The following is a 22,414-nucleotide window of genomic DNA, read 5'->3' on the forward strand; positions in this document are numbered from 1 at the left end:
GAATCAGTCGTCGGCGTGACTGTCGACGCGTTGCGGGCTCCCGTCGTGTTCGACGAGGCCGCGCCCGACACCGAGGGCTTCGTCGGTCCGGCGGATGCTCTTTTCAGCGCTTGCGGTCCGCTCTGAGAGCGCGCGAACGGCGTCGATGTTCTCCGGCACGACATCGGCTTCCTGGTGAATCGCCTGGAACAGATAGAGGTCCCGCCCCTCAACTGTGATGGATTCGGCCCAGATACAGTTCTCCCACACGTCACCACGCGGGCGACCGGCGTCACGGGTGTACTCCTTGAGTTTCCCTGCGCCGTCGATACCGAGCGTCTCCGGGATGAGGAACAGCCGCGATTCGTCGGCGAGCAGCGCCGTGACCTCCTCTGTGGTGGGTTCGCTTTCCAGCGTGACGTTGACGCTGTGGGTGTGCATCTGCGTCGTCGGGACCTTCATGCCCATCGTATCGATGTCAAGGTCGGGAAAAATCGTCTGGACGTCGGGACCGTGGTGGGAGGGGATTTCGACGGGGTCGGGGAGTGTGTCGTTGATCGGGCCACGACCGGTCTGGCCCGGGTCGGCACCGCGCCGTACCAGTGTCACACGCGATTTTTCAACGCCGTATGATTCCCTAAGCGGTGCGAGCAGGCGTGAAAGGCCCGTTGTATTGCATGACACGACGCGGGCCGTATCAGCCCCGACTGCCTTCTCGTAGTTGGCGCGAGCGTTGAAGCTCACGTCTGCCACATCGGCATCCTCTCCACCCTGGAAGATGGCCGGCGTGTCATGTTCGGCGTATAGCGACGCGTTGGCCGCGCCGACGCCACTTGGCGTGGTGTCGACGACCACGTCGCTCGTCTCGATAAGGTCATGGACCGTACCGGCCGTACCGAGATCGGCTTCATCGAACGGTTCGCGGCCGTCCGCGGCGTAGAGATCATAGCCGCGGTCGTCCGCGATAGTTGCCTCGAAGTTCGGCGAGCGCTTTGCGACGCCCGCAACTGTCATATCTGGCTGGACACGCACCGCGTCAGCGACGCGTTTCCCGATGGTGCCGAAGCCGTTGATGCCCACGTGGAGCATACACGTCCATCTCTTCGGGGAGAGTATATTCTTTGTGATTAATTTATGGAGAAATTAACTCAGATAGTTGTACCTCTGGATATTGTGATCTTTTAGCACGAATTACCAGAAAACACTGAGATGGTGCGTGTTTCGCCGGCATACGCCGGCAGTCTATCAAGAGTTATTCAGCCGGAGTACGCAATCAGTTGTATGGACAACTCGTCGCTACGCGCGCCCGCAGAAACCGCCGTCAAACAGTGCCTGAACCTCCAGTCCGACGAGTCATGTGCCGTCATCACTGATGACCAGCGGAAGGCGATCGGCGAGGCGCTGTATCGCGTCGCCGCAGAGATTACCGACGACTCTGTTTTTGTGCGCTACCCGCCGGGCGAGCAACACGGTTCGGAACCGCCTGCGCCGGTCGCCGGCGCGATGGAAACCGCCGATGTCGTGCTCGCGCCGACGACCAAGAGCCTGAGCCACACCGAGGCCCGGACCGACGCCAACGAGGCCGGAGCTCGCGTTGCGACCCTGCCCGGCATTAGCGAGGGCGTGTTCCTCATGGGGTTAGACGCCGACTACCACCTCATTGAACAGCACTGCGAGGACGTGCTGGCACAGGTCGACGACGCCGAGGAGATCCGGGTCACGTCCCCCCAGGGGACCGACATCACGTTTGGTATCGGTTCCCGTGAGTGGCATATGGACACCGGCATTGTCCACGAGGCCGGCGAGATGTCGAATCTCCCTGCCGGCGAGGTGTTCCTCGCCCCTGAAACGGCCGACGGAACGTTCGTCGTCGATGGGACGATGCGCCCCCACGGCAAACTCGACGGGAAGCAACTCACCTTCGAGGTTGAGGACGGGTACGTCACGGACATCGACGACCCCGATATTCGCGCACAGGTCGAGGACGCCGCTGACGAGGTTGGCCGAGACGCCTACAATCTCGCCGAGCTCGGTATCGGCACAAACGTCGCCGTGACCGAACTCGTTGGTTCCGTCCTTCTGGATGAAAAGGCCGGTGGCACGGTCCACATCGCTATCGGCGACGACCACGCGATGGGCGGCGACGTGCACGCGCCGATTCATCTCGACGGGATTTTGACGGAACCGACAGTGTATGCGGATGGAGAGGAAGTGAAACTTCCTCGGGTGGAGTGAGCGGTAACGCCGCGAACGTGGGGAGGTCGTAGACCTCCCGGAGCCGAGTGGTGAATGAAATGAACCGCGAGGCAGGCGAGGAAGTGGAGCTTCCTCGCGTTGTATCGTGCCACGCGACGAGAACGGACTCCACAGTAACGCAAAGACCCGTGAGTAGCGGACGCTGACTGACAGCCGACCGCCGCTATCAGTCTGCATATTCCGCCTTCAACGCGTACGCGACCATGACAACCGTCCAGACGAGCGACCCGATGAGGACGAGGTCGAACGGCACTGGGTAGCTGAGGTTCCACGCAAGCACAAGCCCGTGTACCGCACCCATGAACGCCATCGTTGCGACGGTGATAGTGGCCGCCACCTGCGGCACGTCTGGCGGGTCGTAGCGGAACGCACCCTTTAACACGAGGAGGGTTGCAAGCATCAGAACTGGCATGAGAACGACACCGACCGGCTTCGAAACGTAGGTATCGGGCGTGCCCGACGCGGAGAAGTGAATTGCGATTTCAGCGGGGAGGCGCGACCAGACTGTGAGACCAGCTATGGTTGTCAGGCCGATGATGACACCGCTTGCGATGTCGGCACGGCTCTGTTGGCGTGCCATACTCGGCGTTTGGTCCGGCGGCACAAGAAGGACAGCGTGACTGTGCGAGTGAGAACCACGAGCAGCGCCGTGGCGACGACCATTTAGGGGAGCACAGTCAACGGCTGTATATGACAGACGCTACACCGGGCGACCGCATCGCCCTCCCGTGTCCGGCCTGTTCGCCGGACCTGGAAACGGTTCACGAGGTGCTGAAGCCGGGCGGCCACGTGACGGTTCGCTGCACGGACTGTGACCACGTTCACAAGGAACAGCTCCCGGAAGAAGAGACACTGCAGCGTAGTGTCGTCGTCTCACAGGACGGGGACTCCTTCACCGCCGAGGTTGACGTGCCGGCCGAAGAAGAACTGTCCGTCGGCGAGGAGTTCCTGCTGGAGACCGAAGAAGCGGTTGTGACTGCGCGCATTACCAGCCTTGAGACCGCGGACGGCCGCGAGGACGAGGCGGCTGCCGAGGACGTCGAGACCATTTGGTCGCGGGCCGTCGGCAACGTTTCGGTCAACGTCACGATGCACCCGAAAGACGGGACTCACGACGAGACTGAGAGCTTCAAACTCCACGTCCCCGGCGACTACGAGTTCGTCGTCGGCGAAACCGAGGAGTTCGGCGAGGAAGAGTTCACCGTCGAAGGGATTCACGTCCGCGACGACGCCCACGGCTACGACCACGAGAACATGGACCACGACGGCGACATGGGTATTGCGAAGGATATCAACCGACTGTACGTCAGGGACGAGTCGACCACGGCGTGGTCGGCCTGGTAGGATGGCCGACTGGGACCGGCAGCGGTCGCGGCTGTCCGACCGTCTGCGAGAACGGGTCGCCGACGAGGATGTTCTCGCGGCGATAGCGTCGGTTCCACGCCATCAGTTCGTTCCGGACGACAAGCGACACGATGCCTACGCCGACCGTCCGCTCCCGATCGGGTCGGGCCAGACGATTTCTGCGCCGCACATGGTCGCAATTATGTCCGAGTTACTCGACCTGTCCCCCGGAGATCAGGTACTGGAGATCGGCACGGGCTGTGGCTACCACGCCGCGGTGACTGCTGAACTGGTCGGCCCAGAGAACGTCTTCAGCGTGGAGTACCACGCGACGCTGGCAGACGAGGCACGCGAGACACTAGCAGCGACCGGCTACGGCAGCGTTTCTGTTCGAGCCGGTGACGGCAAGCAGGGGTGGCCAGAACACGCGCCCTACGACCGGACGTATCTGACCTGTGCCGCGCCGGAGTTCCCCGCCCCGCTTATCGAGCAGACGCGCGACGGTGGCGTTCTTCTGGCTCCGATTGGCGACGGGCAACAGCGTCTCATCTGGGCGGAGAAACGGGCCGACGGCACACTCGACAGAGAGTGCCACGGCGGCGTTCGATTTGTCCCGCTCCAGTAGGGTTTTCGACAGACGCGGCCGTTGTCGCGCCATTGATATAGCTCCGGCCGAATACACTGATATGGATCCGGCGGTACTGCGGGACGACATGGTCGACAGCCTCCAACACGAGAGTAAGGGTGTCGTCCGGAGCGCGTGGCTGTCGACAGCGATGCGTGCCGTCCCCAGAGAGGCGTTCGTCGGCGAGCAACAGGCTTACTCCGACCGCCCGTTTGAACGCCTCGGCACGCGCGTTCTTTCGCCCAGTACCGCCGGCCGGGTGCTCGAAACCCTGTCACCCGAGGAAGACGACGATGTGCTCGTGGTCGGTGCCGGCGTCGGCTACACGGCCGCCGTGCTGGCAGAACAGGTCGGCGCAGCGAACGTTCATGCGATAGATATCACGCGCCGCCTCGTCATCGAAGCGCGCCAGAATCTGGCAGAAGCAGGCTATGACGCCGTCCTCGTGGACCGTCGTGACGGGGCTGACGGACTCCCGGAGTACGCACCGTACGACCGCATTCTCTTGGAAGCCGCCGCAATCGACCCACCCCGAGCGCTCCTCCAGCAACTAACCGACGACGGCCGCCTCGTGATGCCGCTTGGCACCGGCGAGCAGTCACTGGCCGTCGTGGAGGCCGATGGCTCGGTCAAGCGACACGGCACTGTCGCGTTCCAGCCGATGCTCGTCGAGGGCGAACAGGCTGATACCGTCGAGCGCAACCGGACTCACCGTGAAGACCGCGAGCGTGCCCGCCGGGCCGCCCAGTCCCGCGCCGGCTGGGAGCAGGAATGGATTGACTGGGACGGCTAGGGCGACTCGACGACGAGCAGGTCGGTGTTCGAGCGAGCGTCTTCGTAGTTACTCCCTGCCGGTGGTTTCACTTCGAAAGTGACGGTGCCGTCCTGTTGGTTCGGCCCAAGCGACGGCGACAGTGAGAGGGTCACGTTCCCTGCACTACCGGTCTCACCGGTCGTGACCGACGAGAGCGTTGCTGTCCCACTTTTGGCGACCACTGTTGCACCGGACACGGGCGACCCTTTTGAGTCGACGACGGTGACAACTACGTCCTGCGTTCCCGGATTCGTCACCTCTGGGTGGGGTTCCACATCGACCTCGGTTACCTGCAGCGTCTCGATTCCGGAGATGGTGCTCATCATCACGGAGAGGCAGGCGACACCGACAACCAGCGCGATAACGAGACGAATCGGTAGCCCCTCGATGGCACGTTCGTCGCGCCACAGCGAATCTGACATGGACAGGCGTGGCTCCGAACTCGTACTTGAACCCTCGGACGAACGTTCAAGTGCTGGAACGGGCCAACCGCCGGCATGGTCGTTATCGGACGTGAGGCAGCAACGGGGCCAACGACGCGGCTGGGTCACTATCGGGCCCGCGACGGGAGCCGCGGCGCTGCGGTCGATATCGATGTTGACCGGCCACACGTCGGCCTCGTCGTCGGCAAACGCGGGTCAGGGAAGACGTACACGCTTGGCGTCCTCGCCGAGGGACTGATTGCTGCTGCAGGGGTCGCCCCAGTCGCTGTCGACCCGATGGGGGCGTTCACGCCGCTTGAAACTGCAGACGTGTCTGCGATGGTCGTACATCCAAGCGTTCGTGCGGACGCACTCGACCCGCGCCAGTGGTGTACGGTGCTCGGCCTCGACCCGGAACAGGGCGCGGGAGCGCTTGTGTGGCGGGCGGCGAGCGAGTGTGCGACCCTCGACGGGATGCGCTCGTGGGTAGCCGATGCGGATGCAGCGGCGAGCACCGTCCGCGCGGCGGCGAACTATCTCGCGCTCGCCGCGTCATGGGACATCTTCGATGCTACGGGTATCGAGATGCAAACGCTGTGCAGCGATAGCCTGACTGTGCTCGATATGTCGGGACTCGCTTCCCGACCAGCCGGCGCGGTCCTCGCCGCTGTCGCGACTGCGCTGTACGATGCTCGGATAGCTGAACAGACAAGCCGACTGCCGTGGCTGTTGGTCGACGAGGCCCACGTGTTCACTGACGGCGTCGCCCGGCGTCCGCTCCGGCGACTTGTCACTCGGGGCCGCCAGCCCGGGGTAAGTTGTGTGCTGGCGACACAGCGACCCAGCGCGGTGCCAGCGACGACCGTCTCCCAGACTGACCTGCTCGTCGCCCACCGACTGACGAGCATGGCGGACATCAACGCCCTACAGGCGGCCCAGCCAACGTATCTCGACGGCGATTTCGCGGCTCGATTACCAGAAACAACCGGTGACGCGCTCGTCGTCGACGATGGCACCGAATCCGTCCATCACGTGACCGTCCGCGAACGGCGGACACCCCATGGCGGTAAGACACCGCGGGCAAGCGACTTCGCAGCAGACAGCGCGCACGAAGCCCCTTCAAGAGATTGTGAAACCCGATGGCGCGGCGGGAATTAGATGATCCGCACGATGCCCCAGGCAAGCCCGATTCCGACCAGCGCACAGGCGAGGTTCCCGACAGCGTTGAGCGCGGCGAGGGCCACGTAGCCGTTCTCCCACAGTCGGACCGTCTCGACCGAAAACGAGGAAAACGTCGTGAACGAACCGCACGCACCGACACCGACAAGCAGTGCCGCGTCACCGGTCACACCAGCGAAGGTCAACAGTCCCAGAGCGAAGCTCCCGAAGGCGTTCACCGTGAGTGTCCCGAGCGGAAACGTCTCTCGCTGGATTGCACTCGCCAGATAGTGGCGACAGAGTGCGCCGAGCGCCCCACCGGCCCCGACCAGATGTGCCGATTCGAGAGCGACCATTACTGACCACCTCCGGCGAACAGCCGGACGACTTCACGGCCGACAAGGACGCCGGCAAAACCCAGAGCGTAGCTTCCGACGACGTTCGCGACCGCCCACTCGGGTGTCAGAACCGTCTCTACCGCGAACGTGCTGTAGGTGGTAAACGACGAAATGAACCCAGTTGACGCGGCTAGCTTCGTTTCGCTGGCCAGCGCACCGACCTGAAGCCCCTCGTACACTAGGACGCCGAGCGCGAAACTGCCGCAGACGTTGACCAGCAGCGTCCCCTGTAAGCCCGGGAAAAAGAGGCCGACGAAGTACCGGAGGTTCGAGCCAGCAAAGCCCCCCAGACCCACGAGGACGATAGTTTCGACCGTTACCAGCGGGTGGGTGTCTGCCATCGTTACTCCCCGAGTATCTCCGCCAGCCGCGCTTCGCCAAGGGTGTCGACGAGTTGTGCGAGTTCGATAACCCGATCTTCGCCGAGTGTTTCAACGAGCTCACGGATCTCTGCCGGGTCGAACGTCCGGGCGACGTAGCCGAGGTTCTCTACCATCCGCGTGGTCCGGTCGAGCGTCTCTTCGTCGGGGCGTAGTGTCAACGGTCGGTTGGTGAACTTGCCGTTTTCGTTGAAGTAGCAGAACCGTAACTCGGCGGTGTCGCTGTCATCCGGGTCGACGATCTGCAAGACACCATACCCACTGTCCCACTCGTCAAGTTCGACCTCAAGCAGCGTTTCGTAACGGGTCATACGACCAGCTTCCAATCACGCCGACTTATAGATTGGCATATTGAAAGCAGTTACAAGCGGGAAATATTACTATACACAACAAAATAGCAAGACTGGGGAAACAGTCTATCTGTCTTCGCCAATAGCTCTAGCTCGGAATAATATTGGTACAGGTGTTATTCCAGAACCGATTGTCGGTCCGTTCGCTGTCTGCTGTGTAATACCACTTCTGACGTATTGGCCCGCAGTAGGGACATTAATCTGTAACTTGGTTTCCAGCAATGAAACTATTTTTATATCCTCTCCGACTACGGCAGAACAATGCCAGAATCAAAGCAAGGCTCTAGTATCGCCCATTTCGATGTAACCAACATCGGTGGGATCGACGAAACCTCCGTCGATATTCCACCGGGTGTGACGGTGCTGACGGGGAAAAACGCCACAAACCGGACGTCGTTTCTGCAGTCTATTATGGCGGCGATGGGGAGTACACAGGCCACGCTGAAAGGCGACGCAGACGAGGGAAGCGTTGCCCTTACTTACGGGGATGAGGTGTACGAACGGACGCTCACGCGAGCGGGAGACGCTGTTCAGTTCGACGGCGACGGATATCTTGACGACCCTGCGGTCGCCGACCTGTTCGCGTTCCTCCTCGAAACCAACGAGGCACGCCGGTCCGTGGCGCGCGGCGACGACCTCCGCGAGATCATCATGCGGCCGGTCGATATCGACGCGATCCGTTCGGAAGTCGAACAACTGGAAGCGGAGAAAGGCGATATCAACGACGAACTCGCCACGGTTGAATCCCGTCAGCGCGACCTTCCGGATCTCGAACAGCGCCGGACCGAACTCCGCGAGCAGATCGAAGAGAAACGCGAGGAACTGGCCGAGCGGGAAGAAGAGATCGACAACAGCAGTCGAGATATCGAGGAGAGCCGTCAGGAACAGGATGTCCTCGAAGAGAAGCTTGACGAACTCCGCTCGACGCGGTCGGATCTCGAATCTGTCCGGCGTGATATCGAGGCACAGGAAGAGAGTATCTCCTCGCTGAAACGCGAACGGTCCGACCTCGAAGACGAACTGGATGACCTGCCGGAGACGCCGATGGGCGACCAGCAGCACCTCGAAGACGAGATCGCAAGCCTGCGCGACCAGCGCCAGCGGCTGAACAGCGAGATATCCGACCTCCAGAGCCTCATCCAGTACAACGAGGAACGGCTCGAAGAGGAAGACTACGATGTCATCCAGTCGCTCGAAGACGCGCCCGAGGGCTCCGACGGCGCGGTGACAGAACAACTTCTCGAAGGCGAAGACGAGGAATCCGTCGTGTGCTGGACGTGTGGCTCGACGGTTGACCGCGAGCAGATCGAAGACACCGTCGACCGCCTGCAGGACCTCCGCCGGCAGAAGGTCGAGGACCTCAACGACATCAAGTCGGAACTCGACGACCTCAAGACCGACCAGCGCGAGGCCGAAAAGAAGCAGCGCCGTCGCGAGGACGTCGAGCGGAAGATCCAGGAGACGGAAACGGAGATCGAACGCCGTGACGAGCAGATCACTTCGCTGAAGGACCGACGCGAGGAACTGACGGAGGATGTCGAGTCGCTGGAAGACGAGGTCGACAATCTCGAATCCGAGGACTTCGACGAAATTCTCTCGCTGCACCGGGAGGCAAACCAGCTCGAGTTTGAGATCGACAGCCTGGAGTCCGACCTTGACGACGTGTCGGCCGAAATCGAGGAGATTGAGGAACTGGTCAACCGGGCCGACGACCTCCGCGACGAACGCGACGCTCTTGTCGAGGAACTCACCGACAAGCGGACGAAAATAGACCAGATCGAGGCCAACGCTGTCGACGAGTTCAACGAGCACATGGACGCTATCCTCGGGATCCTTGAGTACGAGAACCTCGAGCGCATCTGGATCGAACGCGTTGAGCAGACCGTCCGTGAGGGGCGCCAGAAGGTCGACCGAACGGTGTTTGAACTCCACATCGTCCGGACCACCGAGAACGGCGCGGCTTACGAGGACACCATCGAGCATCTCAGCGAGAGCGAGCGCGAGGTGACCGGCCTCATTTTCGCCCTCGCGGGCTATCTGGTGCACGACCTCCACGAGAGCGTTCCGTTCATGCTGCTTGACTCACTGGAAGCCATCGACTCAGCGCGGATCGCCGAACTCGTCGAGTACTTCGCCGACTACGCCGAGCATCTTGTCGTCGCCCTCCTGCCGGAGGACGCGCAGGCGCTTGACGACGACTTCAACCGCATCACCTCGATCTAACCCCGTAGTCTTTTAGTTCCGGTTACCGTACGTGGGAACAACAGATGGCGAATACGACAGACGGCCGGCCGTCGAGCAAAGTCGCTCGACTCATCGACGAGTACGAACTTGATGGACTCGGTGCGGAGATGGAGGCGCGCTGGACGGGTGACGGTGAAGAGCGTATGAGTCTTCGTGACCTTGCCGAGTTTTTCAACAAGCGCCTCCTCGAACGCGAACTGGTCGATGCGGGCCTGAGCGCGCTTGAAAGCGACGTGGAATCGACTTACGAGAATCTCACCGGTGACGACATCAGCACAGGCGTTCGGACTGACACGGTTAACCGACTCGAACGCAACGGCGTCGACGTCGACAGTCTCGAAACCGATTTTATCACCTATCAGGCCATCCGGTCGTATCTGAAAGAATGGCGCGGCGCGGAGTATCAGGGGTTGTCCGACGACGAGAAGATCGAAAAGGATCTGGAAAGCATTCAGCGACTCCTGACCCGAACGCTATCGGTCACCGACCAGCGCATCGAGAAACTACGCGACACGGGTCGCATCGACATTGCGGACTTCGAGGTATTTCTGGACGCACAGGTGCTGTGCCAGTCGTGCGGTAGCCAGTACGCCGTTGCGGAGTTCTTCGAGCAGGGCGGCTGCGAGTGTCAGCAGGACTGAGTCGCCACTCTGGCTCTATCTGACTACATTGAGCATCTGCAATGGCTCGTAGATATTCAAACAACCGAGAAAGGTTGTGAAACACAACAAGATAGGCAATTCAGTCCAATAATCGGCCATAGAAATAGAACCGTGCTGTCGTCTCGGGAATCCGCCGTCGAATCCGCCTGCTGGGTCACACAGGGCTGAAGGCGTCGGGGACCATCGGAACGGACATGGACCCAGTCGAGCTCCGAGCGTCGATTCCGGCACTCGAACGGTGTACGTACTTCAACACGGGGGCAAGCGGGCCGACGCCGCGCCCCGTGGTCGACGCTGCGACGGCGTTTCTCGAACGCCACGCCTTCGACGCACCCGCCGATGAAGGGCCCTATACGGTTGCGTGGGACGCTATCGCGGCGGCTCGCGAGGTCGTCGCCAGCCATATCGGGACTGACGCCGCCAACGTCGCCTTGACTCGCAGTACCGCAGACGGGGTCAACATGGTCGCCGGGGCCATCGACTGGCAGCCCGGTGATGTGGTGGTCCGGACTGACCTCGAACACCCGGCTGGCACACTCCCCTGGGACCGGCTGGCCGACACCCACGATATCGAGGTCCGGGTGCTGGAAACAGACGGCGGTCGGCTCGACATGGCGGAGGTAAAAGACGCTGTGGCCGACGCCAGACTGGTGGCGCTGAGTTCGCTCTCCTGGACCCACGGGACCAGACTCCCGGTTGCGGATGTCGTTGCGGTAGCCCACGACGCTGGCGCACAGGTGCTCGTCGATGCTGTCCAGTCTGTTGGGCAACACCCCGTCGACGTGACCGAATGGGGCGCGGACTTCGTGGCCGCGGCGGGCCATAAGTGGCTACTGGGCGTCTGGGGTGGCGGGTTCCTCTATGTCGACCCGGACGCGTACGACCGACTGCGCCAGACTCGTATTGGTTACCGGAGCGTCGAAAACCCCGGTGCGGACGGATACAAGTACCACGAGGGCGCGCGCCGCTTCGAGGTCGGAACCACCTCACCGGTCCCCTACGTCGCGCTCGCGAACGCCATTGAGACGGTCGAAGCCATCGGATTCGATACAATTCAGCCCCGTGTCGAGCGGCTGACCGACCGGCTCAAGGACGGCCTCGGCGACCGACTGCTGAGCCCCCGCGACTACGAGTCGGGACTTGTGACGTTCACCGCCGACGACCCCGAGGCGACCGTTGAGCGACTCGCGGCTGAAGGTATAATCATCAGGTCACTCCCTAACCCTGATGCGCTCCGGGCGTCCGTCCACGCGTTCAACACGGCTGACGATGTCGACCGCTTACTCGACGCGCTGTAGTTCCTTCAACGTCCCCGCCTCGACTGCGGCCCCACTGGCCCGGACTTTCTTGCCCCGGCCGGTCGTTCCGTCTCGTATGGAGACACGCCCCGTCGTGACGTGCTTCCTGCGTAGCGAGGGCGAAGTGTTGCTGTTGCGCCGGAGCGATGCGGTCGGCTCGTATCGGAGCCAGTGGAGCGGGGTCGCGGGACACGTCGCCGACGACGCCGGCCGGGACCGGGACCCGGAAACGGCCGCGCGGGCCGAAGTTGACGAGGAAACCGGGCTGGCCGACGCGGTGACGCTCGTCCGGCAGGGCGACTCGTTTCAGGTCGCGGACACCGACCATGGGGTTCGCTGGCAGGTCCACCCGTTTTTGTTCGACTGCGAGGCCCGCACGGTCGAGACGAACGAGGAGTCGACCGAGACCGCGTGGGTCCACCCGCCGGAAATATTGACTCGTGAGACGGTCCCGCGACTGTGGACCTCCTGGGACCGCATTCGCCCGCGAGTGGCGGCCGTTCGCGAGGACCGGACCCACGGCTCGGCGTGGCTGTCGCTCCGGGCGTTGGAGGTGCTGCGCGACGAGGCTGCCTTGGCTGACGCCGGACGGAGCGACGACCTGGAGACGGCCGAGCGGGACGGCGACGACTGGGAGGCGCTTGCCGCCCTCGCCGCTGAAATCCGGGAGGCCCGCCCATCGATGGTCGTCATCGCGAACCGCCTCGACCGGGCGATGGCTGCCGTCACTGACGAATCGCCGGCGGCTGTTGAGCGGGCCGCGACCGAGGCGCTGAACCACGCGGTGACCGCAGACCGGGTTGCCGCGGCCGTCGCCGCCGAACATGTCGGCGACCGTATCGCAACGCTGTCTCGGTCCGGGACAGTCCGTGCAGTGGCCGCCGCCGCTGCTCCCGAGGCTGTGCTCGTCGCAGAGTCACGGCCCGGCGGTGAAGGCGTCGGCGTCGCCGAAACGCTTGCTGAGAGCACCGCGGTGACGCTGACCACCGACGCGGCCTTTGGCCACGAACTGGACGCGTGGAGCGCCGACACGCTCGTCGTCGGGGCCGACCGCGTCCTGCCGGACGGTTGCGTGGTCAACAAAGTCGGGACCCGTTCGGCAGCACTGTCGGCGGCCGCCGCGGACGTGGACTGCTACGCGGTGTGTGCGACGGACAAGATTGCACCACGCGCTGCGTGGGACAGGGAGAAACGTGACGCTCAGGAGGTGTACGCCGGCGCTGCCGACATCGCTGTGTCGAATCCCACCTTCGACATAACGCCGGCGTCGGCAGTGACGGTCGTCACCGAGCGCGGCGTGCTGGAGACTGACGAAATCGGTGGGATAGCTGATGCCCACCGGGACCGGAGCGAATGGACCGAGCGCCGGTGATATCCGAGACTGGTGGGCGCTCGGTCACTGCTCGTCTAGCACAACCGGGACGCCGGCTTCGGCCACGTCAGCGGCGAACTCACGGGAGTCGGCTTCAAGATTAGAGAAGGTGTTGTAGTGGACCGGCATCACGAGGTCCGGGTCGATGGTCGCGGCCAGCGAGGCGGCCTCGTGGCGGTCCATCGTCGCCCGCGGGCCGATTGGCGGACACAGTAGCGATACCTCAAGGGTCCGATGGCCCGGAAGGACGTCCGAATCGCCGGGATAGAACGCTCTGGTGCCCTCGACGGCAATCATGAAGCCACAGCCGAAACCTTCGGGGTGGTACGGTGTACCATCGGGTAGCGTATGCCGGCCGTTTGGCTCGTTGTACGCCGGTGTCGACCAGATCGGCACGTCCTCGACCGTGGTCTGTGATTTCATCCCGACCTCGACAACGTCGTAGGGCAGCGAGGACAGCGGTGGAAGGTCCCGGTCGCCGACGCGTTCGTCGATACCCTCGTAGGCGACGATGGTCGCGTCCTCGCTCGCGACGCGCTCGATACCGTCCGGGTCGTAGTGGTGGACGTGGGTCACACAGACAATGTCGCCGTCTTCCGGCCGATAGTCGCTGCTTGGCGGATGGCCGATACCGTCCGTGTGGGGCTCCCACTCGCCGGTGAGCACGCCGTACCGGCCCGGGTCGACGTACACCACCGTGTCGTCGCCGGCGAACCGGAGCGTCGCGTACCCCAGCCAGTCGACGGTCAGCCCGTCATGTCGAACTGTCATTAGATATCCGTACATGCTACACCCTGAATAAGGCCGCTACTCGTCGGTGTCGCCCCGGCAGAAGCTATACCCGGCCACTGTTCGTTGGGCATCACGTGCGAAACTTCCACATCACGACGATCTGGGGGATTCCGATACGGGTCAACGTCTCGCTGTTGATTTTCCTGCCGGTGCTGGCCTGGATTATCGGCAGCGGGGCTCAGATATCGGTGTACGCTGGTATCGTGAGCGCCCTCTCCGGCGTGACGCTTGACCCTACAGTGCTGACCGCGGGCCAGACGCCGTGGCTTATCGGGACCGCCGCGGCCGTTGGCCTGTTCGCAAGCGTCGCCCTCCACGAACTGGGCCACGCCTGGGCGGCGATGCGCTATGGACTCCGAGTGGAGGCAATCACGCTCTGGATTCTCGGCGGCCTCGCCAGCCTCGAAGCCATGCCAAAAGAGTGGAACCGGGAGCTCGTCATCGCGCTGGCCGGCCCTGCTGTGAGTATTCTAACCGGGCTCGCCTGCTACGCCGCACTGTTTGCCCTGCCAGCGAGCGCGCAGGTGACGCTGTTCGTTATCGGCTGGCTGGCCGTCACGAATATCTTTCTCGCCGTGTTCAATATGCTGCCGGCGTTCCCGATGGACGGGGGCCGCGTGCTCCGGGCGCTGCTCGCGCGAACGCGGCCCTACGCGACGGCGACCCGCATCGCCGCTCGGATCGGGACCGGGTTCGCTGTGCTGTTCGCTGTCGTCGGCGTCCTCTCGTTCAGCCCGTTGTTGCTGCTACTCGCGCTGTTTGTCTACGGGGCTGCGTCGAGTGAATCCCGTACCGTCGCGCTGGCAGCGCTGCTTGACGGGCTAAGTGTCGATGACGTGGCCAGCCCACTCGATGCGACTATCGAGGCCAACGCCAGCGTTGAGGACCTTGTCGACCGGATGTTCGCCGACCGCCGGACGGAGTTCGCAGTCACACGCGGTGGTGACGTAGTCGGCGTCGTCACCGTCGACGATTTCAGGGAACTCTCCAAGGCCGAACGCGAAGCGGACACCGTTGCCGACCTGATGGAGGCGGATCTGCCGCGATTCCCTGCAGCGATGGCTGCTTTCGATGCGCTCGTCGAACTCGACACTGCCCGGGCTTCCGCCGCCTTCGTCGACGGGCCTGAGGGAACCCGTGTGGTCTCTCGGGACGACTTCTCCAGCGCGATGGAGATGCGACGGCTCGTCGACTCGCCGGAACCGTTCTAATACAGCGTTTAATCGCTCGAATACGGTCCCTACCAGCCAGAAGGCCCTACCTGAAGCCGGCTGGACGACCTAAGCGAATCAGGACTTTCCGGCGTCGCGCGCTTGTCGGTCGGCTGTCCGTATTCGTTGCGGGGATTGCCACTGAAACAGAGACGACCGTTCCTGACTGCCGGTACACCCAAGAGGGGCCGACGTACACTACTCGACAATGCAAACCGGGTTCGTCGAACTGTTTGTCGACCTCGTCGGCACCGACCCGCTCATAAACGGCCTCGTTGGCGGGGTCATCATCGCGACGATGAACCTCTTTGGTGCGTCGCTCGTGCTGGTCTGGCGTGACCCCTCGGAGCGGGCGCTGGACACGGCGCTCGGGTTCGCTGCCGGCGTGATGCTGGCCGCCGCGTTCACGAGCCTCATCATCCCCGGCATCGAGGAGTACTCGGGCGGAAATCCGATTCCGACGCTCGTCGGTGTCGCACTGGGGGCGCTGTTCCTCGACCGCGCGGACGGCCTCGTCCCGCACGCCCACTACCTCCTGACCGGAAGCCGCCGGTCGGATGCGGCCAACCCCAGTCAGGACCTCTCGGTTGACGAGTCGAAACTGGCGGGCGTCGTCCTGTTCATCCTCGCGATCACGCTCCACAACATCCCTGAGGGGCTGGCCGTTGGGGTCGGCTTCGGCGCGGCCGCCGGCGACCCGCTCCAGATCGGCAGCGCGCTCTCGTTGATGCTTGCCATCGGCATTCAGAACATTCCCGAGGGGCTGGCCGTCTCCGTTGCGGCAATCAACGCGGGTCTGGACCGTCGGCTCTACGCCGTCTTTTCTGGGATTCGCTCGGGCGTCGTGGAAATCCCGCTGGCGGTGCTCGGCGCCGTTGCCGTCGTGACCATCGAACCGCTCCTGCCCTATGCGATGGGCTTTGCGGCGGGCGCGATGCTGTTCGTGATTTCCGACGAAATAATCCCCGAGACGCACCAGCGCGGCTACGAGCGCGTTGCGACGCTCGGGCTGATGGCCGGCGTCATCGTTATGCTGTATCTAGATATCGCGCTTGCAGCCTGAACTGCCGTCACTCCTCGTAGGGCCAGTTCGGGTCGCGGTCAAGGCCTGTCGGCTCCTCGCAATCCTCGGCCTCATCAGGGGAGCACGCCCCGTGCTCGCGGAAGTTCTCGCGTGCTTCCGTCAGTGACACGTGGTTCGTATCGCTGACGAACTCCGCGTCGCCGAACTGGATCGGGTCATCGAGCCAGTGACACACCGAACACACCTCGTATGACCCGGGTCGGCCCTCCGGGAGCGTCTGGTAGCCACAGCACGGGCAATAGCCCAGTTCCCGTGCGGCTGGATTACCGGGCGTCTCGGTTGACATATTTCGTGGTATGTGTCTTCACACCATAGAATTATCGAACCGTCGCGATACATGACGCTGAGCGGGACAGATTACTCAGACTGTGCGGTCTCGACCTTCTCCGCGTACTCCTCCAGCTCGGCAGCCAGTTCGCGGGCCTGTGCCGCCGAGAGCGTCACCGAGTCCGCGTGTGGCTTCACCGCGTCGAGGTCGGTGTTGTCCATCTCCAGTTGGAGTTCGACGTGGTCCGGGTTCTTTCGCGGCGCGGTCACGTTCAGGACAGCCAGAGCCTCCTCCTCGAAGCCGTGGCCTTCTACCTCACCGTCGAGCAGGTCGAAGGTCGTGTACGCGTTGACCTTCATGATGCGGTCGACCATACCGCGTGTTCGCGGCCCGGAGATTTAACGCCCGTTACTCGGCCACGGTCACGCCTTCGTAGCCGACTCGTTCGGCGTCCGCCGCCGCGCGGTCGATGGCCCCGTTGAGGTCGAACTCCCTGACGATTTCCCCATCACGAATCAGTGGTTCCAGTAGCGACTCGGCGTCCGCCGGCCCGTCGCGGTCGGCCAGACCGATGTGATGGCCGCCGTCGGCGGTTCGGTACACCGACTTCGTCCCAGTGAGTTTCCCCCGCTTGGCGGCCGGTTCGCCGTCCAGTTCGACAATATCCAGCGCGAAATCCAGCGGGTCGGCGTTGGCGACGTACCCCCCGACGCCGAAGCCGTCGGCCACATCCCGAAGCTCTCGCAGGGTTGTCGGGGTGATACCGCCCGAGAGGAACACGTCCACGTCCTCGTGGCCGTAGGCGTCCAGCGTCCAGCGTACCTCCCGAACGATGTGGCGGAAGTCCCCACGGCGGGAGCCGGTCGTGTCCAGTCGAACGCCTGTGAGGTCATCGACGGCTTCCGCTGCGCGGAGCGCTTCGTCGGCCTCGTCGCTGTAGGTATCCGTCAGCGCGATGCGGGGCGTCTCCTCAGGGACGGCGGCGTCGAACGCCTGCCACGCCTGTTCCTGATTACCGCGGCCGAAACAGATCATGAGCGCGTGGGGCATCGTCCCACCAGCGTCCCGGTCGATGACCTCGCCCGCAGCGACGTTCGAGATGCCGTCGAGACCGCCCAACAGCGCTGACCGTTCGACCATCGCACTGATCGATGGGTGGACGTGGCGCGAACCAAAGGAAAGCACCGTCGACTCGGGCGCGGCGTGACGGGCCTCCAGTGCCCGCGTTGCGATACCGGTCGAGTGTGAGAGAAAGCCAAGGAGCGCGGTCTCCAGCCGGCAGAACTCCCGGTACGCCCCCTCGATCCGCATCACTGGGCCGCCGTCGAACAGTTGTCCTTCGGGGAGCGCGTCAACGTCGACGCTCCGTCCTTCGAGCAACTTGGCGGCGTCTTTCAGCCCCGCCAACAGCTTCCACTGGCCCGTCGCGAACTGATTTGCCGTCACTTCGGCGACCACGTCCGGGTTCTTGCCTGCGTGTTCCAGCGCCTCCATCGTCCGGTCGAAGTAGGCGTCGGTCGCCCGCCCCTCGCGAATCGCCTCTGGCGAGACGACGTCGAACTCCTCGGTCATTAGCTGTCCGTACGACCGGGGGACTGAAAAAGCGGTCCGATTGGTAGGCGTGAGGCGCCGCTCTCAGGGTGCCGCCGTCTCCGGAGGATGGAAGCCGCTTTCTACGGTTCCACAGATAGCCGCCGAGTGTGTCTATCCGCAGTCGCCTTCGCTGGAAACGGTCACGACCCCGTCCTGATTGACAGCGACTATGCAATCCAAGTAGTCGAACCGAACAACTCCCCTGCTCTGCTTGAATAGATTGTCGAGAGCGTCTGGATCAATGACGTTGTACAGTGTCCGGTCCAGCGCAAACTCGTTCACTCCCTTGTAATCCGCGACAGCCGACACGACAGTAGCACTGACGCTTCGTTCGCCACTCCGTGTCCTCGTTGATTTTCTATTCATCAATCTATTCTCAGCCGTGACAATAATAATATTTAAATAACATTTTCGTTAGTGACTGGCTTACTTTCGAGAAAGTCGGTCCTCGGAACTACTGCCGGACGTCCGCGGTCGGCTATGCTTTGGTCGCGGCCCGCATTACTGTCACTGTCATCGGATTCGGCCGCTTCGCGTACTGTCGCACGCTCGGCTATCCGGTGCTCGCCCGCTGACGCGCCGCATTCAGCCTGCTGGCTGGTGAATCTCGTCGAGATTGTTCACTGTCGGGCCGTTGACGATGCGGACGGTCTTGCCGGACCGGACGACGCGGAAGGCGTCGTTGAACTGTGATTCCTCGGGGACGACGTAGACGTTACTCCGGGGCTGGCCGGCGTCGTGTTCCTCGGTCAGCGCCGCCCGATATGCCTGTGCGAACTCGCTGGCGTCCTCCTCAGTATCCCAGCGGGTCTCCCAGACGTACCCGTAGCCGCCGGAGCCGTTGCGGTAGGGCACGACGAGATCACCGCCCCAGCCCGCCGAGATCTCGCTCTCGTAGCTGTAGCGGTCGCCCTCCGTCTGGCCGTTGTGGTACATCATCGCGTAGATCGACGTTTCCCCGACCGTGTCGCCGACCGGATCGTGGTCGAAGCGGCTCCACTCGTCGGATGAGCGGTCCGCGACGCTGACGTTCACGGGCTCTTCGTCGGGATACTTCTCAGGGTGGAGCACCTGCTCGGTGCTGTCGGGGAAGTCGTCGTGGAGGGCGTCGACGGCGTCCCAGTCGCCGTCAGAGCGCACCTGGTCGACGAACCGCGGCCCGGTGACGTACGGCTGGTAGAGAACGGTGAACAGCCCCTCGTTGTAGCTTGGTTCCTGACTGTCGCCGTCTCCGCCGTCGTTGCCTCCCCCGTCGCTGGTCTGGTCCGGGAGTGCGATACAGCCCCAGCCGTCACCACACTGTCGCTCGTAGAGGATTCGGACGTAGTTGGCCTCGCCCTCGGTGACGCCCTGCCGTGACAGTTGCGTGTCCTGCGTTTCCGCGGAGCCGTTCAGCCCGAAGTGCTGGTCCTGCAGGGCGTGAACGAGTTCGTGTGAGAGCGTCCGCCGGTCGATCTGTGGCGTCTCCGTCGGGCTGACGATGACGATTTCGTCCTCGCTCGGCGAGTAGTAGCCCTGCACTGTCGTCGAAAGCGTGTCGTCGATTTCGTCGCTGCTGCCGGAGTCCTCGCCGATGAGCAGGAGCGCTTCCCACACCTGGTCGTTCCAGGGGTCCTGTGGCCGACTGCTGCCGCCGCTGTTGTTGCCCCCCGAGCGGTTCTGGTACTCTGCCCGGGAGATGACCGAAACCGGGACTGGCTCTTTGAATTCCAAGTCACGGACCTGCTCGACGCGGGCCATCGTCCGGGCGACGACAGCCTCTCGCTCCGTCTCGTTCAGGCCGTCGTCGGTCGTCACCGACACCGAGTCGTCGTACCAGTAGCCGTTCTCGTAGCCGATGGCATCGTCACCGGTCGGTGTTGCAGGGTGGTCGCTGCCGCCGAAAGACGGGACCGTACAGCCCGCCAGAACGACCGTCAGGGCCATGAGTAGTTCCTTACGCATCGTGGACCTCGTCGAGTTCGTCGCCTGTCGGTGCGTTCACGATAGTGACGGTCTGTCCGTCGACCCTGACCGAAACAGCGTCGGTGTAGGGACTGCCTTCTTCGATGACCCAGTGACCGTCCGTGGTCTGAGTGCCGCCCCAGTGGGCAATGACCGCCGCCCAAGCGTCGGCGAACTCGCGGGCATCGGCCTCGCTGGCCCAGGTCGTTTTCCAGACGTAGGCTGTCTCGTCACCGCTGGCGTAGACGTGCATCCGGCCGCCCTGCCAGCCGTCGGTCGCGGGCAGGTCGTAGTTGTACGGGTCGTCGCTGTCCAGCGACCCGTCCTCGTAGTTGATGACGTCCCCCGTCCGGACGACGCTCGACTCGTTGTAGTCATCGGCGATGGTGTACGCCATCGACCCGGCGATGGCGGAGGGCCCGACAACGGCGTAGTCGGGTCGGTCGCGGTCGGTCGAGGATCTAACCCGTTCCCAGTCGTCGCTGGACCGGTCCGCAAGCGAGACTGACTCGGGTTCCCACTCGGGGTAGCGCTTGGGGTACGTTACCTCAGTGGCCCCATCGGGATGGTCGTCGTAGGCGTCATTGACCGTGCTCCAGCCGCCGCGGTCCCGGAGATTCCCGATCAGGCCAGGGCCGTCGCTGTAGGGGAAATACTTCATGAAGTTGATGCCAAAGTGGCGGTCACCGCTGCCACCGCCGCTCTGGGCGGGCCTGTCGATACAGCGCCATGCCGCACCACAGCGGTCAGTGTAGGTCTGGGTGACGGCGACGGCATCACCTTCGACCACGCCGTTCCGACCCTGCACCTGATCCCGCGTCCGCGCATCACTTTCGAGGCCGAACTGCTGGTCCTGTAGGGCGTGGACAAGTTCGTGGGCCAGCGTCCCCCGGCTTATCGTCGGCGTCTCGGAGTCGCTGACGATGACGATTTCACCGCGCTGGCTGCTGTAGTAACCCAGCACGCTCTCCCCGCGGTTGCTGTTCTGGACGGCGATAGAGTCGCGGTCCTCGCCGATGAAAAACAGCGCCTCGAACTTCACGTTGTCAAACCGACGCAGCGAATCGCCGGTCTCGCCGCCGCCCGTGTTATTGCGGTACTCGGATCGCGAGATGACAGAAACCGGCACTGTCTCCTCAAATTCCAGACCGCGAATTCGCTCGACGCGGGCCATCGTTCGGGCAACGACGGCTTCTCGCTCGGTCTCGTTCAGCCCGTCCTCGGTTGTTACCGACAGTGACTCGTTGTACCAGTAGCCGTTCTCGTAGCCCAACTGGTCCGTCGCAGGCGCTGGCGGGGCGGAGTCGTTGTTCCCGTAGTCGGTCGCGGGTTCGCTTGGCGTCAGCTCAGCGTTGCTCGACTCTGTGTCGGGCGACACACTGGGTGCCTGACAGCCCGCAAGTAACAGCGCAACGGCACAGAGAATGACGAGGGCGAAAGGGCGACGCATCTACCTTCACGGTAGGTTACCACAGTGAAAAGTCACACGCTAATCGTGAGTCCATTCGCCGGCCAGAAACAATTTCTGCGTCTGTTTGGGCCGACCCCACCGTGGGAGTAACTTTCGTAGTCGCGCCCTGCCAAGGTTCCCGTATGGAACTCGACCCAGCACAGACCGCCCTGATTGTCGTTGATATGCAGAACGGCTTCTGCCACCCCGATGGGAGCCTCTATGCACCGGACAGCGAAGCAGCCATTGAGCCCTGTGCCGAACTCGTCGACCGTGCCCGCGAAGCCGGCGCGAAGGTCGTATTCACCCGCGACGTGCATCCGCCCGACCAGTTCGAGGACACCCACTACTACGACGAGTTCGACCGATGGGGCGAACACGTCGTCGAAGGGTCCTGGGAGACCGAACTCGTCGATGACCTCGACCCACAGGACGAAGATCTGGTCGTCGTCAAGCACACCTACGACGCCTTCTACCAGACGGAACTGGAGGGATGGCTCGACGCTCACGGCGTCAAGGACCTGGCTATCTGTGGCACGCTCGCGAACGTTTGCGTGCTCCACACTGCCTCTAGCGCTGGCCTCCGTGACTACCGACCAGTTCTCGTCGAGGACGCCGTCGGCTACATCGAGGACGAGCACCGCGAGTACGCACTGGAGCACGCTGAGTGGCTGTTCGGCGAACTGACTGACCGAGGCGGCCTCACGTTCGCCTGACGGATGGGCGAGGACCTGGCCTACGAACAGGCAGAGCAGGCCCACACCGAGCGC

General features: G+C 63.3%; 25 protein-coding genes. 12 read left to right on the top strand and 13 right to left on the bottom strand.

Annotation, left to right across the window (positions count from 1 at the left end; translation table 11 throughout):
- Positions 1-3: 3 nt before the first annotated feature.
- Complete coding sequence (locus G9C82_RS11125; RefSeq protein ID WP_004958907.1) at positions 4-1,068, bottom strand: type II glyceraldehyde-3-phosphate dehydrogenase; 1,065 nt, start codon at positions 1,066-1,068, stop codon at positions 4-6.
- Between the two features lie 192 nt (positions 1,069-1,260).
- Between G9C82_RS11125 and G9C82_RS11130 the strand changes: the two genes are divergently transcribed.
- Entirely contained in the window at positions 1,261-2,214 is a 954-nt protein-coding gene (locus G9C82_RS11130) for an aminopeptidase (RefSeq protein WP_004958906.1), read from the top strand.
- A gap of 187 nt (positions 2,215-2,401) precedes the next feature.
- Here G9C82_RS11130 and G9C82_RS11135 read toward each other — a convergent pair whose 3' ends face one another.
- The gene (locus G9C82_RS11135) at positions 2,402-2,815 is read right to left on the bottom strand and encodes a DUF1648 domain-containing protein (RefSeq protein ID WP_127014122.1); all 414 of its coding nucleotides are present in this window, start codon (positions 2,813-2,815) and stop codon (positions 2,402-2,404) included.
- A 110-nt stretch (positions 2,816-2,925) separates the two neighbouring features.
- On the opposite strand from G9C82_RS11135, the gene G9C82_RS11140 reads away from it, so the two are divergent.
- The 3 genes from G9C82_RS11140 (at position 2,926) to G9C82_RS11150 (ending at position 4,997) form a co-directional block, all read left to right on the top strand.
- Positions 2,926-3,579 (top strand): HVO_0476 family zinc finger protein, encoded by a 654-nt coding sequence (locus tag G9C82_RS11140; protein WP_007189348.1) that lies wholly within the window; start codon positions 2,926-2,928, stop codon positions 3,577-3,579.
- 1 nt (position 3,580) lies between these two features.
- A complete protein-coding gene (locus tag G9C82_RS11145; protein ID WP_127014123.1) occupies positions 3,581-4,204 on the top strand; it encodes a protein-L-isoaspartate(D-aspartate) O-methyltransferase in 624 nt (207 codons plus the stop codon).
- Between the two features lie 61 nt (positions 4,205-4,265).
- Complete coding sequence (locus tag G9C82_RS11150; protein WP_004958889.1) at positions 4,266-4,997, top strand: protein-L-isoaspartate O-methyltransferase; 732 nt, start codon at positions 4,266-4,268, stop codon at positions 4,995-4,997.
- Here G9C82_RS11150 and G9C82_RS11155 read toward each other — a convergent pair.
- Positions 4,994-5,440: a hypothetical protein gene (locus G9C82_RS11155; RefSeq protein ID WP_004958888.1), complete on the bottom strand. Its 447-nt coding sequence runs from the start codon at positions 5,438-5,440 to the stop codon at positions 4,994-4,996. The two genes, G9C82_RS11150 and G9C82_RS11155, sit on opposite strands and share 4 nt — an antisense overlap.
- Positions 5,441-5,515: 75 nt before the next feature.
- On the opposite strand from G9C82_RS11155, the gene G9C82_RS11160 reads away from it, so the two are divergent.
- A complete protein-coding gene (locus G9C82_RS11160; protein ID WP_127014124.1) occupies positions 5,516-6,598 on the top strand; it encodes an ATP-binding protein in 1,083 nt (360 codons plus the stop codon).
- Here the strand turns inward: G9C82_RS11160 and crcB are convergent.
- The 3 genes from crcB to G9C82_RS11175 are packed head-to-tail and all read right to left on the bottom strand — an operon-like array spanning position 6,595 to position 7,687.
- Complete coding sequence (gene crcB, locus G9C82_RS11165; protein ID WP_127014125.1) at positions 6,595-6,954, bottom strand: fluoride efflux transporter CrcB; 360 nt, start codon at positions 6,952-6,954, stop codon at positions 6,595-6,597. The genes G9C82_RS11160 and crcB overlap by 4 nt on opposite strands.
- On the bottom strand, positions 6,954-7,337 hold the full coding sequence (locus G9C82_RS11170) for a CrcB family protein (protein WP_004958879.1): 384 nt from the start codon (positions 7,335-7,337) through the stop codon (positions 6,954-6,956). The genes crcB and G9C82_RS11170 overlap by 1 nt, the downstream gene beginning before the upstream one ends.
- A 2-nt stretch (positions 7,338-7,339) precedes the next feature.
- Complete coding sequence (locus tag G9C82_RS11175; RefSeq protein ID WP_007189345.1) at positions 7,340-7,687, bottom strand: hypothetical protein; 348 nt, start codon at positions 7,685-7,687, stop codon at positions 7,340-7,342.
- Positions 7,688-7,987: 300 nt separating this feature from the next.
- Between G9C82_RS11175 and G9C82_RS11180 the strand changes: the two genes are divergently transcribed.
- The 4 genes from G9C82_RS11180 to G9C82_RS11195 all read left to right on the top strand — a co-directional run bounded on the left by G9C82_RS11180 (position 7,988) and on the right by G9C82_RS11195 (position 13,302).
- Complete coding sequence (locus tag G9C82_RS11180; protein ID WP_007189344.1) at positions 7,988-9,949, top strand: archaea-specific SMC-related protein; 1,962 nt, start codon at positions 7,988-7,990, stop codon at positions 9,947-9,949.
- 44 nt (positions 9,950-9,993) lie between these two features.
- Positions 9,994-10,611, top strand: a complete 618-nt coding sequence (rdfA, locus tag G9C82_RS11185) for a rod-determining factor RdfA (RefSeq protein WP_004958870.1) — start codon at positions 9,994-9,996, stop codon at positions 10,609-10,611.
- A gap of 215 nt (positions 10,612-10,826) precedes the next feature.
- Positions 10,827-11,930, top strand: coding sequence for an aminotransferase class V-fold PLP-dependent enzyme (locus G9C82_RS11190; RefSeq protein WP_007189343.1), 1,104 nt, complete (start codon positions 10,827-10,829; stop codon positions 11,928-11,930).
- 76 nt (positions 11,931-12,006) lie between these two features.
- Entirely contained in the window at positions 12,007-13,302 is a 1,296-nt protein-coding gene (locus G9C82_RS11195) for an NUDIX domain-containing protein (protein ID WP_127014126.1), read from the top strand.
- A 24-nt stretch (positions 13,303-13,326) separates the two neighbouring features.
- Here the strand turns inward: G9C82_RS11195 and G9C82_RS11200 are convergent, their stop codons facing one another.
- A complete protein-coding gene (locus G9C82_RS11200; protein WP_127014127.1) occupies positions 13,327-14,073 on the bottom strand; it encodes an MBL fold metallo-hydrolase in 747 nt (248 codons plus the stop codon).
- 95 nt (positions 14,074-14,168) lie between these two features.
- Here G9C82_RS11200 and G9C82_RS11205 point away from each other — a divergent pair, with 95 nt between their 5' ends.
- The gene (locus tag G9C82_RS11205; protein ID WP_127014128.1) at positions 14,169-15,305 is read left to right on the top strand and encodes a site-2 protease family protein; all 1,137 of its coding nucleotides are present in this window, start codon (positions 14,169-14,171) and stop codon (positions 15,303-15,305) included.
- A 208-nt stretch (positions 15,306-15,513) separates the two neighbouring features.
- Positions 15,514-16,368 (top strand): ZIP family metal transporter, encoded by an 855-nt coding sequence (locus G9C82_RS11210; protein ID WP_004958855.1) that lies wholly within the window; start codon positions 15,514-15,516, stop codon positions 16,366-16,368.
- 7 nt (positions 16,369-16,375) lie between these two features.
- On the opposite strand, the gene G9C82_RS11215 is transcribed toward G9C82_RS11210, so the two are convergent.
- The 6 genes from G9C82_RS11215 to G9C82_RS11240 all read right to left on the bottom strand — a co-directional run bounded on the left by G9C82_RS11215 (position 16,376) and on the right by G9C82_RS11240 (position 21,644).
- The gene (locus G9C82_RS11215) at positions 16,376-16,675 is read right to left on the bottom strand and encodes a CPCC family cysteine-rich protein (protein ID WP_127014129.1); all 300 of its coding nucleotides are present in this window, start codon (positions 16,673-16,675) and stop codon (positions 16,376-16,378) included.
- Positions 16,676-16,746: 71 nt separating this feature from the next.
- The gene (locus tag G9C82_RS11220) at positions 16,747-17,031 is read right to left on the bottom strand and encodes a DUF6360 family protein (RefSeq protein ID WP_004958849.1); all 285 of its coding nucleotides are present in this window, start codon (positions 17,029-17,031) and stop codon (positions 16,747-16,749) included.
- Positions 17,032-17,065: 34 nt separating this feature from the next.
- Entirely contained in the window at positions 17,066-18,229 is a 1,164-nt protein-coding gene (locus G9C82_RS11225; RefSeq protein ID WP_127014130.1) for a nicotinate phosphoribosyltransferase, read from the bottom strand.
- A 132-nt stretch (positions 18,230-18,361) separates the two neighbouring features.
- Positions 18,362-18,616 carry a HalOD1 output domain-containing protein gene (locus tag G9C82_RS11230; RefSeq protein WP_164734759.1) on the bottom strand — a complete coding sequence of 85 codons (255 nt, stop codon included), beginning with the start codon at positions 18,614-18,616 and terminating at the stop codon, positions 18,362-18,364.
- A 219-nt stretch (positions 18,617-18,835) separates the two neighbouring features.
- Complete coding sequence (locus G9C82_RS11235; RefSeq protein WP_127014131.1) at positions 18,836-20,194, bottom strand: Hvo_1808 family surface protein; 1,359 nt, start codon at positions 20,192-20,194, stop codon at positions 18,836-18,838.
- Positions 20,187-21,644 (bottom strand): Hvo_1808 family surface protein, encoded by a 1,458-nt coding sequence (locus tag G9C82_RS11240; RefSeq protein WP_127014132.1) that lies wholly within the window; start codon positions 21,642-21,644, stop codon positions 20,187-20,189. Before G9C82_RS11240 ends, G9C82_RS11235 begins: the two co-directional genes overlap by 8 nt.
- 143 nt (positions 21,645-21,787) lie before the next feature.
- Between G9C82_RS11240 and G9C82_RS11245 the strand changes: the two genes are divergently transcribed.
- On the top strand, positions 21,788-22,360 hold the full coding sequence (locus G9C82_RS11245) for a cysteine hydrolase family protein (protein WP_004958835.1): 573 nt from the start codon (positions 21,788-21,790) through the stop codon (positions 22,358-22,360).
- The last annotated feature ends 54 nt before the right edge of the window (positions 22,361-22,414 follow it).

It is taken from the genome of Haloarcula sp. R1-2 (assembly GCF_011627385.1).
Taxonomy (GTDB): domain Archaea; phylum Halobacteriota; class Halobacteria; order Halobacteriales; family Haloarculaceae; genus Haloarcula; species Haloarcula marismortui.

What these genes read in the sequence shown, in the direction of transcription:
- G9C82_RS11155 (WP_004958888.1), bottom strand. Translation starts at nt 5,440, where the DNA reads ATGTCAGATTCGCTGTGGCGCGACGAACGTGCCATCGAGGGGCTACCG.
- rdfA (WP_004958870.1), top strand. Translation starts at nt 9,994, where the DNA reads ATGGCGAATACGACAGACGGCCGGCCGTCGAGCAAAGTCGCTCGACTC.
- crcB (WP_127014125.1), bottom strand. Translation starts at nt 6,954, where the DNA reads ATGGTCGCTCTCGAATCGGCACATCTGGTCGGGGCCGGTGGGGCGCTC.
- G9C82_RS11200 (WP_127014127.1), bottom strand. Translation starts at nt 14,073, where the DNA reads ATGACAGTTCGACATGACGGGCTGACCGTCGACTGGCTGGGGTACGCG.
- G9C82_RS11145 (WP_127014123.1), top strand. Translation starts at nt 3,581, where the DNA reads ATGGCCGACTGGGACCGGCAGCGGTCGCGGCTGTCCGACCGTCTGCGA.
- G9C82_RS11150 (WP_004958889.1), top strand. Translation starts at nt 4,266, where the DNA reads ATGGATCCGGCGGTACTGCGGGACGACATGGTCGACAGCCTCCAACAC.
- G9C82_RS11180 (WP_007189344.1), top strand. Translation starts at nt 7,988, where the DNA reads ATGCCAGAATCAAAGCAAGGCTCTAGTATCGCCCATTTCGATGTAACC.
- G9C82_RS11245 (WP_004958835.1), top strand. Translation starts at nt 21,788, where the DNA reads ATGGAACTCGACCCAGCACAGACCGCCCTGATTGTCGTTGATATGCAG.
- G9C82_RS11175 (WP_007189345.1), bottom strand. Translation starts at nt 7,687, where the DNA reads ATGACCCGTTACGAAACGCTGCTTGAGGTCGAACTTGACGAGTGGGAC.
- G9C82_RS11210 (WP_004958855.1), top strand. Translation starts at nt 15,514, where the DNA reads ATGCAAACCGGGTTCGTCGAACTGTTTGTCGACCTCGTCGGCACCGAC.
- G9C82_RS11140 (WP_007189348.1), top strand. Translation starts at nt 2,926, where the DNA reads ATGACAGACGCTACACCGGGCGACCGCATCGCCCTCCCGTGTCCGGCC.
- G9C82_RS11125 (WP_004958907.1), bottom strand. Translation starts at nt 1,068, where the DNA reads ATGCTCCACGTGGGCATCAACGGCTTCGGCACCATCGGGAAACGCGTC.
- G9C82_RS11230 (WP_164734759.1), bottom strand. Translation starts at nt 18,616, where the DNA reads ATGAATAGAAAATCAACGAGGACACGGAGTGGCGAACGAAGCGTCAGT.
- G9C82_RS11130 (WP_004958906.1), top strand. Translation starts at nt 1,261, where the DNA reads ATGGACAACTCGTCGCTACGCGCGCCCGCAGAAACCGCCGTCAAACAG.
- G9C82_RS11160 (WP_127014124.1), top strand. Translation starts at nt 5,516, where the DNA reads ATGGTCGTTATCGGACGTGAGGCAGCAACGGGGCCAACGACGCGGCTG.
- G9C82_RS11170 (WP_004958879.1), bottom strand. Translation starts at nt 7,337, where the DNA reads ATGGCAGACACCCACCCGCTGGTAACGGTCGAAACTATCGTCCTCGTG.
- G9C82_RS11225 (WP_127014130.1), bottom strand. Translation starts at nt 18,229, where the DNA reads ATGACCGAGGAGTTCGACGTCGTCTCGCCAGAGGCGATTCGCGAGGGG.
- G9C82_RS11195 (WP_127014126.1), top strand. Translation starts at nt 12,007, where the DNA reads ATGGAGACACGCCCCGTCGTGACGTGCTTCCTGCGTAGCGAGGGCGAA.
- G9C82_RS11135 (WP_127014122.1), bottom strand. Translation starts at nt 2,815, where the DNA reads ATGGCACGCCAACAGAGCCGTGCCGACATCGCAAGCGGTGTCATCATC.
- G9C82_RS11215 (WP_127014129.1), bottom strand. Translation starts at nt 16,675, where the DNA reads ATGTCAACCGAGACGCCCGGTAATCCAGCCGCACGGGAACTGGGCTAT.
- G9C82_RS11235 (WP_127014131.1), bottom strand. Translation starts at nt 20,194, where the DNA reads ATGCGTAAGGAACTACTCATGGCCCTGACGGTCGTTCTGGCGGGCTGT.
- G9C82_RS11220 (WP_004958849.1), bottom strand. Translation starts at nt 17,031, where the DNA reads ATGGTCGACCGCATCATGAAGGTCAACGCGTACACGACCTTCGACCTG.
- G9C82_RS11240 (WP_127014132.1), bottom strand. Translation starts at nt 21,644, where the DNA reads ATGCGTCGCCCTTTCGCCCTCGTCATTCTCTGTGCCGTTGCGCTGTTA.
- G9C82_RS11190 (WP_007189343.1), top strand. Translation starts at nt 10,827, where the DNA reads ATGGACCCAGTCGAGCTCCGAGCGTCGATTCCGGCACTCGAACGGTGT.